This window comes from Sanguibacter gelidistatuariae (genome assembly GCF_900096585.1).
Classification (GTDB): domain Bacteria; phylum Actinomycetota; class Actinomycetes; order Actinomycetales; family Cellulomonadaceae; genus Sanguibacter; species Sanguibacter gelidistatuariae.
The window spans coordinates 136,699-149,113 of the sequence record NZ_FMYH01000007.1 but is presented as its reverse complement, the minus strand read 5'-3'; the positions used below and the strand labels follow the sequence as shown (position 1 = coordinate 149,113).

10 protein-coding genes are annotated in these 12,415 nt (G+C 69.9%); 5 read left to right on the top strand and 5 right to left on the bottom strand.

Annotated elements, in window-relative coordinates:
• Positions 1–12: 12 nt before the first annotated feature.
• Complete coding sequence (locus tag BLQ50_RS15055) at positions 13–1,893, top strand: DUF2207 domain-containing protein (protein ID WP_093185347.1); 1,881 nt, start codon at positions 13–15, stop codon at positions 1,891–1,893.
• Between the two features lie 171 nt (positions 1,894–2,064).
• Here BLQ50_RS15055 and BLQ50_RS15050 read toward each other — a convergent pair whose 3' ends face one another.
• From BLQ50_RS15050 to BLQ50_RS15040, 3 genes are all read right to left on the bottom strand, one after another.
• The gene (locus BLQ50_RS15050) at positions 2,065–2,763 is read right to left on the bottom strand and encodes a ThuA domain-containing protein (protein ID WP_425424105.1); all 699 of its coding nucleotides are present in this window, start codon (positions 2,761–2,763) and stop codon (positions 2,065–2,067) included.
• A gap of 4 nt (positions 2,764–2,767) precedes the next feature.
• On the bottom strand, positions 2,768–3,781 hold the full coding sequence (locus BLQ50_RS15045) for an aldo/keto reductase (RefSeq protein ID WP_093185342.1): 1,014 nt from the start codon (positions 3,779–3,781) through the stop codon (positions 2,768–2,770).
• 211 nt (positions 3,782–3,992) lie between these two features.
• On the bottom strand, positions 3,993–4,658 hold the full coding sequence (locus BLQ50_RS15040; RefSeq protein WP_093185339.1) for a class II aldolase/adducin family protein: 666 nt from the start codon (positions 4,656–4,658) through the stop codon (positions 3,993–3,995).
• 270 nt (positions 4,659–4,928) lie between these two features.
• Between BLQ50_RS15040 and BLQ50_RS15035 the strand changes: the two genes are divergently transcribed.
• From BLQ50_RS15035 to BLQ50_RS15020, 4 genes are all read left to right on the top strand, one after another.
• A complete protein-coding gene (locus BLQ50_RS15035; protein WP_093185337.1) occupies positions 4,929–6,560 on the top strand; it encodes a peptide chain release factor 3 in 1,632 nt (543 codons plus the stop codon).
• A gap of 99 nt (positions 6,561–6,659) precedes the next feature.
• Positions 6,660–8,330, top strand: coding sequence for a ribonuclease J (locus BLQ50_RS15030; RefSeq protein WP_093185559.1), 1,671 nt, complete (start codon positions 6,660–6,662; stop codon positions 8,328–8,330).
• Between the two features lie 382 nt (positions 8,331–8,712).
• Positions 8,713–9,570 carry an AzlC family ABC transporter permease gene (locus BLQ50_RS15025; protein ID WP_093185334.1) on the top strand — a complete coding sequence of 286 codons (858 nt, stop codon included), beginning with the start codon at positions 8,713–8,715 and terminating at the stop codon, positions 9,568–9,570.
• A complete protein-coding gene (locus BLQ50_RS15020; protein WP_093185331.1) occupies positions 9,563–9,901 on the top strand; it encodes a branched-chain amino acid transporter permease in 339 nt (112 codons plus the stop codon). The genes BLQ50_RS15025 and BLQ50_RS15020 overlap by 8 nt, the downstream gene beginning before the upstream one ends.
• A 179-nt stretch (positions 9,902–10,080) precedes the next feature.
• On the opposite strand, the gene BLQ50_RS15015 is transcribed toward BLQ50_RS15020, so the two are convergent.
• Positions 10,081–10,581 (bottom strand): GNAT family N-acetyltransferase, encoded by a 501-nt coding sequence (locus tag BLQ50_RS15015; RefSeq protein WP_093185329.1) that lies wholly within the window; start codon positions 10,579–10,581, stop codon positions 10,081–10,083.
• Positions 10,582–10,800: 219 nt separating this feature from the next.
• Positions 10,801–12,411 (bottom strand): rhamnulokinase, encoded by a 1,611-nt coding sequence (locus tag BLQ50_RS15010; RefSeq protein WP_217629188.1) that lies wholly within the window; start codon positions 12,409–12,411, stop codon positions 10,801–10,803.
• Positions 12,412–12,415 lie beyond the last annotated feature (4 nt).

The window sequence follows — 12,415 nt, the reverse complement described above, 5'->3', positions numbered from 1 at the left end:
TAAGGTGCTGGCATGGCTCCGAATCTGCTCGGCACACCGCGCAACCTGGCCGGCCGTCCCGGCGTCACGCTCCCCAGCGAGCACGTCGCTCGACGTCGTGTCCTGGTCACCTCGGTCGTCGCGGCCGCTCTGACGCTCCTCCTGGCCGCGGTCCTCCTGCTGACCGGAACCGCCGCCGCCCGCGCCGACTCCGGCAGCGCCGGCGAAGACCAGGTGCGCCACCTCGCCGTCGACCTGGTGATCGAGGACTCCGGCGACGTGCTGGTCACCGAGACCTACCGGTGGGACTTCGGCTCACGCGAGGGGCGCGGCTTCGCCCGGGACCTCAACGTCCTCTTCGACTACCCCGCGGGCGGCTATCGCGAGTACCAGTACTCCGACTTCGAGGCAGGCAGCCCCTCCGGGGCGCCGTCGGACGTCGTCGTGATCGACCACGGCGGGAGCCTGGAGGTCCAGGTCGCCGCCCCCGAGGACTCCGACGTCCGGGTCACCGGTGTGCAGACCTACGTGCTCAGCTACCGGATCGCCGGCGCGCTCAACCGGATCGAGGGCGATCCCGACGCCCCGGACGGGGAAGAGCTGTTCTGGAACATCACCGGCGACAGCCACGTCGCGATGGACCAGGTCGACGTCACCGTCACGGCCCCGGTCCCCGCCGAGCGGGTGCGCTGCACCCAGTCCGCCGACGGCGCGCCGTGCGACCCGATCTCGCCGCCCGGCGCCGTCGTGACCGCGAGCGCGACCGACCTGCCCGCCGACACCGACCTCACCCTGGCCGTGGGCTACCCGCTGGGCACCTTCGCCAACACCGACCCGATCCTCGTCCCGGAGGAGATCGACGACGACTGGATGGCCGAATCACAGAAGTCAGCAGACGGCGTCCGCTCGACGATCAAGGGCTCGCTCATCGGCGCCGGCGCGCTCATCGTGGTCCTCGGCGGCGGCATCGGCGGAAGCACCCTCGCCCTGCGCCGCAAGCGCCGCGACCTCGCCTATGCAGGGATCCCGCCCGGCGTCATCCCTGCCCCCGGCTCCGGCACACCGGTCGCCGTGGTCACCCACGAGCCACCCGTCGCGGTCCGGTTCACCCCACCCGACGACCTCAGTGTGGCCGAGGTCGGGGCGATCCACACCAAGACGCTGCGCAGCCGCGATGCCACGGCGACGATCATCGACCTCGCGGTGCGCGGCTACCTGCGCATCGAGGAGATCCCGCGCAAGAGCGGCAGGCCGGCCAACGACTGGACCCTCGTGGCAACTCCGCCGGCCCAGTCTGACCTGCTCGGCTACGAGACCACCCTGCTGCAGGCCCTGTTCCGCAAGCGGACGACGGTCCGGATGAGCGACCTCAGGGACGAGTTCGCAGCGCGCCTCGGCGCGGTCCTCGGGGAGGTCGGCTCCGAGATCCACGCGCGTCGCCTGGTCACCCAGAAGCTGGGACAAGAGGGCGGCTCGTTCGCCTCCTTCAAGCAGCGCACCGCGCTCGGGCGCGCGTACTACGAGCAGTCTCGCGGCTTCGAGAAGTACCTGAGCGTCGCCGAAGCGAATCAGCTCCGCTTCGAGGAGGGGCAGGACGTGTTCAGCCGGTACCTGCCGTACGCGATCGTCTACGACCTGGCCGACCGATGGGCGGCGATCTTCGCCCGCCTCGAGGCCCAGGGGATCGCGGTCCAGCGTCCCACCTGGTACTGGTCGACCTCCGACACCTTCGCCTTCGGGGCCTTCGCGACGACGATCAACCGCTTCTCCGAGACGTCCTCGTCGACCCTGTCCTCGACCCCGTCCGCCCCGTCACACTCGACGACGGGATCCTCGGGTGGTTCCGGCTTCTCCGGTGGTGGCTCGAGCTTCTCCGGCGGAGGTGGCGGCGGCGGCGGAAGCCACGGCCTCTGACCGCGCCTTTTCCTCTCCCGGTACCCGTCCCGGTCCCGGTCCCCCGACCGAACTCGTGAGCGGGCCGCCGAACTCGTGAGCTACCGGCCGTTTCACGCGAGAAACGGGCGTGGTTCACGAGTTCGACGAACCGTTCACGAGGTCGGCACACCGCGACGCTCGCTCGCAGCGCTATGGCGCGAGCAGCCAGGTCACCTCGCTGCGCAGCAGCGCGCGGCGGGAGGCCGAGTCGTAGGACCGCACGTCGTGGCCGAGCCCGTCGTAGGCGACGCGCACTCCCCCGACCTGGTGCGCCCACACGACCGGGTGCGCCACGTCGTCGTGCACCTGGGTGAGGACCACGTCGATGCCGGGGGCCACCCGCAGGTAGCTGTACCGTTCGTCGAAAGCGGTCACCGCGCCGGTCAGCCGCGAGACGAGTGGCGCGCCGATCGGGTGGTCGGGGTCGGCGACAACGAACGTCGCCGGGCCGATCGGTGGGTGCATCGACTCCCCGTCCACCCACCGTCCGCCGAGGATCCGCTCCCAGTGCGGGCTGTCGCCGAAGGTGTTGGCTCCCTGGTGCAGGGCCAGGACCGGTCGCCCGGCGTCGGCCCACGCCCGCACGGCCTCGTGGAACGGCGCCCACCGCGCGTCGTCGCCGTCGTGGGCGGCGTCGGGGCGCCCCGAGCCGGTGTTGACCACGAGCAGGTCGACATCCGCCACGTCGTCGAGCGCGTTCGGGAAGGACCCGCGCACGACGACGTCGTAGCCGGCCTCGGTGAGCACGGTCGCGACCCGGTGCGAGGTCGCCGCCATGTCGTGCCACGGGTCCTCGTACCGGCCGCGGCCGGACAGCACGAGGACCCGCTTCACGTCGGGCAAGGTCACAGCGTCAGCGGTTGGTGCCATCAATCGCGAAGGACTCGATCGCCGCGATCTCCTCGGCCGACAGCGGCGCGGCGTGCGCGGCCTTGACGTTGTCCTCGAGCTGGGCGACGCTGCTCGCGCCGATCAGCGCGGAGGTCACGCGCTCGTCGCGAAGCAACCAGGTGAGCGCCAGCTGCGCGAGGCTCTGCCCACGCTCCTGGGCGATCGCGTTGAGGCCGCGCGCCCGCTCGAGGTACGTCGCGCTGAGCGCCGTCTCGGCCTTGAGGAAGTGCCCGACGGCGGCCCGCGAGTCCGCGGGCACCTCGCCGGAGAGGTAGCGGTCGGTCAGCATGCCCTGGGCGAGCGGGGAGAACACGATCATGCCGACGCCGAGGTCACCCACGGTCTCGAGCAGAGACTGACCGGTCGCGGCCGGGTCGTCGGTGCGGCCGGCGTCGGGCAGCTCGACGTGACGGTTGAACATCGAGTAGCTCGGTTGGTGGATGAGCAGCGGCGTGCCCAGGTCCGCGAGGACCTGCTGGGCGACGCGGGTCTGCGCGGGGCTGTAGTTGGAGACACCCGCGTAGAGGGCCTTGCCGCTGGTCACAGCGGTGTGCAGGGCGCCCATGGTCTCTTCGATCGGGACCGAGGGGTCGGGGCGGTGGGAGTAGAAGATGTCGACGTAGTCGAGGCCCATCCGGGTCAGGGACTGGTCGAGGGAGCTCAGCATGTACTTGCGCGAGCCGCCGTCACCGTAGGGGCCGGGCCACATGTCGTAGCCGGCCTTGCTCGAGATGACAAGCTCGTCGCGGTACGGGCGGAAGTCCTGGGCCATGTGGCGGCCGAAGTTCTCCTCGGCGGAGCCAGCGGGCGGGCCGTAGTTGTTCGCGAGGTCGAAGTGCGTGATTCCGAGGTCGAAGGCGCGGCGCAGGACGCCGCGCTGGGTCTCGAAGGGGGTCGTGTCGCCGAAGTTGTGCCACAGGCCCAGCGACAGTGCGGGGAGGTCCAGGCCGCTGCGTCCGCTGCGGCGGTACGGCATGGAGGAGTATCGGTCTTCAGCTGCAAGGTATCGAGTCACCCGTTGATCATCCCAGACGACCCTCTGGCAGGGAAGCGACTACCTCCGCTTGCTTCACGACGGGCCAACGGAACAGCACCAGCTCAGCCGCCCGGCCCTGCCCCGTACTGCGGCACCGGCGGAGGTAGCCGGAGGTGGACCACCCATCCGACTGGCGGATCCGCCCACTCCGCTACGGCAGCCGCGCCCCGACCGGGATGTCGATCTCGCCGTAGACGAGCACGTTGGGCACCCCGGCCCCGCTCGCCCGGTGCAGCACCTCGGCGTTCTCCTCGACCGCGACGGCCACCTTGAAGGCGAGCTTGAGCGAGACCCCGACCGCGAGCAGACCGTGGTTGCCCCAGACAACGGCGTTGACGTCGTCGCCCATGAGCTCGGCGCTGCGCCGGCCGAAGTCGGCGTTCGTGGAGAACTCGAAAGGCATGATCTCGACGGGCCCCTTGGCGTAGAGCACCATGTTGAGCAGCACCGGGTCGATGCGCCGCCCGAGCGCGCCGAGCACGTTGACGAAGGTCGACTCGGTGTGGACGATCGCCTGCACGTCCGGACGCCGGCGGTAGTGGGCCAGGTGCACCGGCAGCTCGGTCGAGGGGCACAAGGTCCCCTCGAGCACGGTCCCGTCCAACCCGACGACGACCATGTCCTCGGGACGCATCGCGTCGTAGCGCACGTCGGACGGGGTGATGACGATCGCGTCGGCCCCGTCGTGGGCATCCGGGAGACGGACGCTGATGTTGCCCTGGGTGTTGAAGTTGAGTCCCGTACGCACCGATTCGAGGCAGTAGTAGAGGATCTCGTCCCGCGTCTGACGGGTCGCGCGGCTCGCGGTCGTGTGCATTTTCCCACCTCATCGTATCGGCCACTCTCGAAGCGAGTGAATCGTTTCAACATAGTCATCGTCTCAACACGGGCCACCGATTCCACGGGACGTAGGTCCCCTCCCAACCCCCGCGACACACCGCACCGGCCCGTCCGGGGCGCCACCCGCGCCGACCTAAGAAACCCCGCCACATCGTTCGTGTCGCCCAGCACCCACATTTCGCGGGACAATGGACCGCTGGGGGCATGCCCTCACCCCCACACTTGTCGAACTAGCGCAGGAAGTTCAGTGCCTCAGGCCACCCACGAAAGCACCGCAGTCCCCGCCACGGAGCCCTCCACCAGCAGGGACGGCGTCGTCGTCCTCGCAGAAGCCGCCCGGCGACGCTCCTTCGCGGTGATCAGCCACCCTGATGCCGGGAAGTCCACGCTCACCGAGGCCCTCGCGCTGCACGCCAAGGCGATCCGCGAAGCAGGCCGGGCCGACGGCAAGGCTGGCAAGCGCACCGTCTCCGACTGGATGGACATGGAGCAGGCCCGAGGGATCTCGATCACCTCCGCGGCCCTCGAGTTCACCTACCGCGACGCCGTCATCAACCTCGTCGACACCCCCGGCCACGCCGACTTCTCCGAGGACACCTACCGGGTGCTCTCCGCGGTCGACGCCGCCGTCATGCTCGTCGACGCCGCCAAGGGCCTTGAGGTCCAGACGATGAAGCTGTTCGCCGTCTGCAAGCACCGCGGCATCCCGCTCATCACGGTCATCAACAAGTGGGACCGCCCGGGCAAGGACGCGCTCGAGCTCATGGATGAGATCCAGGAGCGCACCGGGCTCATCCCCACCCCGCTCACCTGGCCGGTGGGCATCGGCGGCGACTTCCGCGGCGTGCTCGACCGCCGCACCGGGGAGTACACCCGCTTCACCCGCACAGCCGGTGGCACCACGATCGCCCCCGAGGAGCACATGGGCCCGGATGCCGCGCTCGCCCGGGAGGGCGACGCTTGGACGACGGCCGTCGAGGAGTCCGAGCTGCTCGAGGCCTCGGGCGCCGACCACGACGACGAGACCTTCCGCTCCGGCCTGACCACGCCGGTGCTCTTCGGCTCGGCCGTGCAGAACTTCGGCGTGCACGCGCTCCTCGACGTGCTGGTCGACGTCGCGCCGTCGCCCACCCCGCGGGTGACCATCACGGGCGAGCCCCGGCCGGTCGAGGCCCCGTTCAGCGCCTTCGTCTTCAAGATGCAGGCCGGCATGGACACCGCGCACCGTGACCGCCTGGCCTTCGCCCGGATCTGCTCGGGCGTCTTCGAGCGCGGCATGGTCGTCACCTCCGCGCGCACCGGCCGCCCCTTCGCGACCAAGTACGCCCAGCAGGTCTTCGGCCGCGAGCGCTCGATCGTCGACGTCGCCTACCCCGGCGACGTCATCGGCCTCGTCAACGCCGCCAACCTGCGCGTGGGCGACACCCTCTACCTCGACAAGCGTGTCGAGTTCCCCCCGCTGCCGACCTTCGCGCCCGAGCACTTCGCCGTCATGCGCGCAAAGGACGTGTCGAAGTACAAGCAGTTCCAGCGCGGGGTCATGCAGCTCGGCGCCGAAGGCGTCGTCCAGGTGCTGCGCTCCGACCTGCGCGGGGACCAGGCGCCCGTGCTGGCCGCCGTCGGGCCCATGCAGTTCGAGGTCGCCGAGCACCGGATGGGGACCGAGTTCAACTCCCCGGTCTCCCTCGACCGCCTGCAGTACCAGATCGCGCTGCGCACGACCGCGGAGTGGGTCGCCGACCTCAACGCCCAGCTCGGCGTCGAGGTCCTGCAGCGCGAGGACGGCGAATACCTCGCGCTCTTCCCCGACCGGTGGCGCGTCACCTCCGTGCGCAACCGCCTGCCCGACGCCGTGCTCGAACCCCTCGTAGCCACCTGACCGGGCAGCCGACTGGCCCCCAAAGACCTCTGTTTTGACCGACCGGCCCTTCCGGGCCATCAGTAGTTTGAAGGTAACAACTTGCTCAGCTCAATGAAGATGAACCTCAATGCCCCGCCCGCTCTGCCCCGTGGTGCCCTGCGCATCGTCGCCCTCGGCGGCCTCGGCGAGGTCGGGCGCAACATGACTGTGTTCGAGTTCGAGGGCAAGCTCCTCGTCGTCGACTGCGGAGTCCTCTTCCCCGAAGAGCACCAGCCCGGGATCGACGTCATCCTCCCCGACTTCACCTGGATCCGGGACCGTCTCAAGGACGTCGTCGCGATCGTGCTCACGCACGGTCACGAAGACCACATCGGAGGTGTCCCGTACCTGCTCAAGGAGCGCGCCGACATCCCCATCATCGGCTCCAAGCTCACGCTGGCGTTCATCTCCGCCAAGCTCAAGGAGCACCGCATCCGTCCTCGCACGATCGAGGTCGCGGCCGGCGGGCACTCCAAGCAGGGTCCCTTCGACCTCGAGTTCGTCGCGGTCAACCACTCCATCCCTGACGCGCTGGCCGTCGCGATCCGCACCCGTGCGGGCCTCGTGCTCAACACCGGCGACTTCAAGATGGACCAGTTCCCGCTGGACTCGCGCATCACGGACCTCAACCACTTCGCCAAGCTGGCTGAAGAGGGTGTCGACCTGTTCATGACGGACTCGACCAACGCCGAGGTCCCCGGCTTCACGATGTCCGAGCGGGACCTCATCCCGGCGATCGACCAGGTGTTCCGCACGGCCCCGCGCCGCGTGATCGTCTCGAGCTTCGCCAGCCACGTGCACCGCATCCAGCAGATCCTCGACACCGCCCACGAGTCCGGCCGCAAGGTCGCCTTCGTCGGTCGCTCGATGGTCCGCAACATGGGGATCGCCGAGGAGCTCGGCTACCTCAAGATCCCGCAGGGGCTCGTCGTCGACCTCAAGAAGCTCGAGTCGATGCCGCCGAACAAGATCTGCCTGGTGTGCACCGGATCCCAGGGCGAGCCGATGGCCGCACTGTCCCGCATGGCCAAGGGCGACCACGTCATCAAGGTCGACGAGGGTGACACCGTGCTGCTCGCCAGCTCGCTCATCCCGGGTAACGAGAACGCGATCTACCGCGTCATCAACTCCCTGACCGATCTGGGCGCGAACATCGTCCACAAGGGCAACGCCAAGGTGCACGTCTCCGGCCACGCCAGCGCCGGCGAGCTCGTGTACTGCTACAACATCGTCAAGCCGAAGAACGTCATGCCGATCCACGGCGAGGCCCGTCACCTGCGTGCCAACGGCGAGCTCGCGGTCAAGACCGGCGTGCCCGCGAACAACGTCGTCATCGCTCAGGACGGCACGGTCGTCGACCTGTTCAAGGGCAAGGTCTCCATCGTCGGCAAGGTCCCGGCCGGCTACGTCTACGTCGACGGCCAGACCGTGGGCGCCGCGACCGAGGACACCCTCGCCGAGCGCCTCGCACTCGGTTCCAAGGGAATCGTCACCGTCCTCGCGCTCGTGGACCTCGACCTCGGCGTCCTCGCCGAGACCCCGGAGTTCATCACCCGCGGGTTCGTCCACGACGGGCACACCTTCGACGACGCCGTCGTCGAGATCGAGAAGGCGCTCGCGCAGATCCCGAAGAAGGACGTCGGGGACATCGACCGCCTCGAGGCCACGATCGCCCGTGCCGTCTCCCGGTGGCTGCAGCGCAAGTACCGCCGCGAGCCGTTGGTCAACGCGATCGTCGTCGACGCCTGACCTGCATCTCCTGATCAGCGCGCGCTGAAGAGCTCGCGCTGAGCACCCGAGGCGCTGGGCGGACCATCCGGTCCCCCAGCGCCTCTCGTGTCCCGCGTCTTTCCGCGTCGCTGCCCGACGCCGCCCCGCCCTCCCCAGGTACCCGCCCCACCTCCGCACCACCCGCCACCCGAGCACCACCCCGCACCTATGTGCCGCCCGGCCCCTGCCCCCCAGCTATTGGCACAACTCCCGTCCATACGGGGCGTGCTCTTGACTACGAAACGTGCGTTTGACGGCACGCCCCGTCGTCAAGAGCACGCCCCGTACGTATGGACTAGCGGTCTCGGGCTGTGGGTCGGATCGGTAGGGAGCAGGGGCCGGCGCAGGTAGCGTGGTTGGCATGCCTACGTCTCGACCGTTCCTTCACGCCCTGAGGGACACCGCCGGGGTCGGGATCGCCCTCGTGCCGCTCGGGATCGCGTTCGGGCTGCTCGTCGTCCAGGCCGGGCTCGCCTGGTGGTGGGCGCCGCTGTTCTCGGTGTTCATCTACGCCGGATCGCTCGAGTTCCTCGCGATCGGCCTGATCGTCGCGATGACCCCGCTCGCCCAGATCGCGCTGGCGACCGTGCTGGTCAACTTCCGGCACGTCTTCTACGCGCTGTCCTTCCCGCTCCACGCCGTCCGCGGCCGGTGGGCGAAGACATACAGCATGTACGCACTGACCGACGAGGCCTACGCCCTCGCCCACCACGTCCCCGCTGCCGAGCGCACAACGGCCCGGATTCTGTGGATGCAGGTGCTGTGCCAGGGGTACTGGGTGGTCGGCGGGGTGCTCGGCGCACTCCTGGGCACGGTGCTGCCGTCGATCCCGCGTGGCATGGACTTCGCTCTGACGGCACTGTTCACCGTGCTCACGATCGATGCGTTCCGGGTCACCCGAGACGTGCCGTCCCCGATCCTGGCCCTGCTGTCGGCGCTGGTCGCGCTCGTCGTCGCCCCCGACCAGATGCTCATCGTCGCCATGGCCCTCTTCGTCGCGGCGCTCACGGTGCGGTTCCTGCTCGACCGGCGCCACGTCTATGGTCCCGGAACCGACCAGCACGGAGGCCGACCACTCCGGGAGGGCACCGCGCCCGGCGATGCCCTCGACGCACCGGGCTCCCGCGACGCACCGGGCTCCCGCGACGCACCCGCAGTTTCCCCGGCACCCCCGGCACCCCCGGCACCCGACGATGAGGTAGGTCCGTCCCATGCCTAGCGCCGGCTACATCCTCGCGTCGCTCACGACAATCCTCGTCATCACCTTCGCCCTGCGGGCGCTGCCGTTCGCGGCCCTCGAGCCTCTCCGCGCGTCGCCGTACATCGCATTCCTCGGCCGGTACATGCCGGTCGGGATCATGCTCATCCTCGTCGTCTACACCCTGCGCACCGTGCCGCTCGGCTCGGGCTGGCACGGGTTGCCCGAGGCGTTGGCCCTCGCCGTGACCGTCGGCGTCCACCTCTGGCGGCGCAACGCCCTGCTGAGCATCGTCGCGGGGACCGGGACCTACGTCGTCCTGGTCAACACCCTCCTGACGACCTCGCTGTAACCCGAAGCCCACCCGCCCAGCTCCCCAGCCCTCCAGCGACGACCCGACCCAACGGCCGCCCGGCCCAACGGGCGCCCACTCGACACCGTACGGGGCGTGCTCTTGACGACGAAACGTGCGTTTGATGGCACGCCCTGTAGTCAAGAGCACGCCCCGTATGGCCGAGCGGCGCCGCAGCCTCAGGCCAGCTGGAGGAGGTGCTCCTCGACCAGCTCTCCGCGGCCGTTCGCGAAGTCTTCGTTCTCGCCGACGATCTCGAAGCCGCACCGCTTCAGCACGGTCAGCGACCCGACATTGTCCTTGGCGGTGCGGGCGTTGAGCGGGCGCACGGTGACCTCGTCGAGGAAGAGGGCCAGAGACTGGCTGGCGACCCCGGAGCCCCAGTACTCCCGAGCGATCCAGTAGGTGATCTCGGTCTCGCCGTCCTCGATGTAGGACATCACACTCCCGGCGATCAGGCCGTCGGCGCAGATCGTACGCGCCGTGACCTGCGCGTCGTCGAGCAGGAGGGCCCAGCGGGCGTCGAAGAGGACGCGGTCGGAGGGGTCCTTGGCCGTGAAGGCGGCCATCCAGTTCGCCTCGGGGTCCCGTTCCATCTCGAAGAACGCTTCGAGGTCGGTCCCGCGGACGCGACGCAGAGTGACTTCAGGGCGCGAAGCAGCCACAGGTTGCGTTGTCATGACTTCACGGTAAACGAGCGGTGCCCCAATCACCCAGCCCGCACCTCCCCACGTCCTCCCGTTTACATACCGCAGTCCTCCCACAGACCTCCTCAACTTCCGTGGGTGCAGCCGAATGGCTGGGTTTTCGGTCGAGAACCCAGCCATTCGCCCGCACTCAGCGCAGGATGGGCGGCGGGCCACCGCTCGGTACACGACGGGGCGACAGCCCAGCAGCACCTAGGCGGGAAGCAGGTCCTCGTCGTCGGACACAGCCGCCGTCACCAGCCTGTGTTCCGCGACCGCCCAGTGCGGCTCGGGGACGTGCCCGACGCCGTCGCTCGGCTCGTACCTGGCCAGCGCCACGCCGCGCGCCCCGACCGCACGCAGGGCCGCAAGGTCACCGGTGAGCACTCCCGCCGCCCTCGCCTGGACGAGGACATTCCCCAGTGCCGCCCCCTCGACCGGGCCTGCCACGACCGGCAGGCCGGTCGCGTCCGCGGTGAGCTGGCACAGCAGCTCGTTGCGCACCCCGCCGCCCACCACGTGCACGACGTCGACCACGCGCCCGGACAGCTCGCTCGCCTGCCGCACGGCGCGCCGGTAGGCCAGTGCCAGGGAGTCGAGGATGCAGCGGACCGTCTCGGCCTGGGACCGCGGGGGCGTCTGGCCGGTCCGCTCGGCGGCCTCGGCGATCCGGGCCGGCATGTCTCCGGGGGCGAGGAACTCCGGGGAGTCGACGTCGATCACGGTGGTCAGCGCGGGGACCTGGGCCGCCGCTGCGAGCAGGTCGGGCAGGTCGGCGGGCAGCCCGGCCGCCTTCCACGTCCGGATGGACTCCTGCAGCAGCCACAGGCCCATGACGTTGCGCAGGTAACGGACCGTGCCGTCGACGCCGAGCTCGTTGGTGAAGTTCGCCTCGCGGCTCGCCTCGCTGAGGACGGGCTCGCTGAGCTCGAGCCCCACGAGCGACCACGTGCCGCAGGAGATGTAGGCAAAGTTCTCCCCGCTGGCTGGAACCGCGACAACCGCCGAGGCGGTGTCGTGGGACCCGACGGCGATCACCGGGACCGCGCCGGAGATGCCCAGCGCATGCGCGACGGCGGGGCGCAGCGGACCCACGATCGTCCCGGGCTCGACGACGCGCGGCAGCAGACCCGCGAAGGTCACCATCGACTCACCCCCGAAGGCCTCCTCGAGCCTGTCGAGCAGCGACGCGGACCAGTCGCGGGTGCGGACGTCGAGCAGGCCCGTGGTCGAGGCGTTGGTGACCTCGGCGACCTGCTTGCCGGTGAGCCAGTACCCGAGCAGGTCGGGGATGAGCAGGAGTGACGCCGCGGCGGCCTTCAGGGCGGATCGGGCCGCCGCGACGAGCTGGAACTCCGTGTTGAACGGCTGCGTCTGCAAGCCGTTGACGGAATAGTGGTCTGCCGCGCTGATCTGGGCGAACACGCGGTCTGAAACTCCGGCGGTGCGGGAGTCCCGGTAGTGCACGGGGTTGGCAAGCAGCGCGCCGTCCGCGTCGAGCAGGCCGTAGTCCACGGCCCAGGAGTCGATGCCGATCCCGACGAGGACGTCTCCGCGGGTGTGGATCTCACCGGCCGCCGCGCGCAGGCCGTCGGTGACGCCCTGGTAGAGGCGCAGCACGTCCCAGTGCAGCGTGCCCCCGACGTCGACCGGGCCGTTGGGGAAGCGGTTCACCTCGTGCAGCTCGACCAGCTGCTCCCCGCGAACCCGCCCACCCGGCGCCGGCCCCCCCAGCACCCGCCCGACGATCACCCGCCCGCTCGAAGCACCGATATCGACCGCCACAAAGGCCGCGGCCCCGCCCGCGTCGTCCTGCTTGCTCACTGTC

Coding starts and splice junctions, on each gene's coding strand:
- BLQ50_RS15020 (WP_093185331.1), top strand. CDS start 9,563: ATGCCTAGCGCCGGCTACATCCTCGCGTCGCTCACGACAATCCTCGTC.
- BLQ50_RS15045 (WP_093185342.1), bottom strand. CDS start 3,781: ATGCCGTACCGCCGCAGCGGACGCAGCGGCCTGGACCTCCCCGCACTG.
- BLQ50_RS15030 (WP_093185559.1), top strand. CDS start 6,660: ATGAACCTCAATGCCCCGCCCGCTCTGCCCCGTGGTGCCCTGCGCATC.
- BLQ50_RS15015 (WP_093185329.1), bottom strand. CDS start 10,581: ATGACAACGCAACCTGTGGCTGCTTCGCGCCCTGAAGTCACTCTGCGT.
- BLQ50_RS15025 (WP_093185334.1), top strand. CDS start 8,713: ATGCCTACGTCTCGACCGTTCCTTCACGCCCTGAGGGACACCGCCGGG.
- BLQ50_RS15055 (WP_093185347.1), top strand. CDS start 13: ATGGCTCCGAATCTGCTCGGCACACCGCGCAACCTGGCCGGCCGTCCC.
- BLQ50_RS15040 (WP_093185339.1), bottom strand. CDS start 4,658: ATGCACACGACCGCGAGCCGCGCGACCCGTCAGACGCGGGACGAGATC.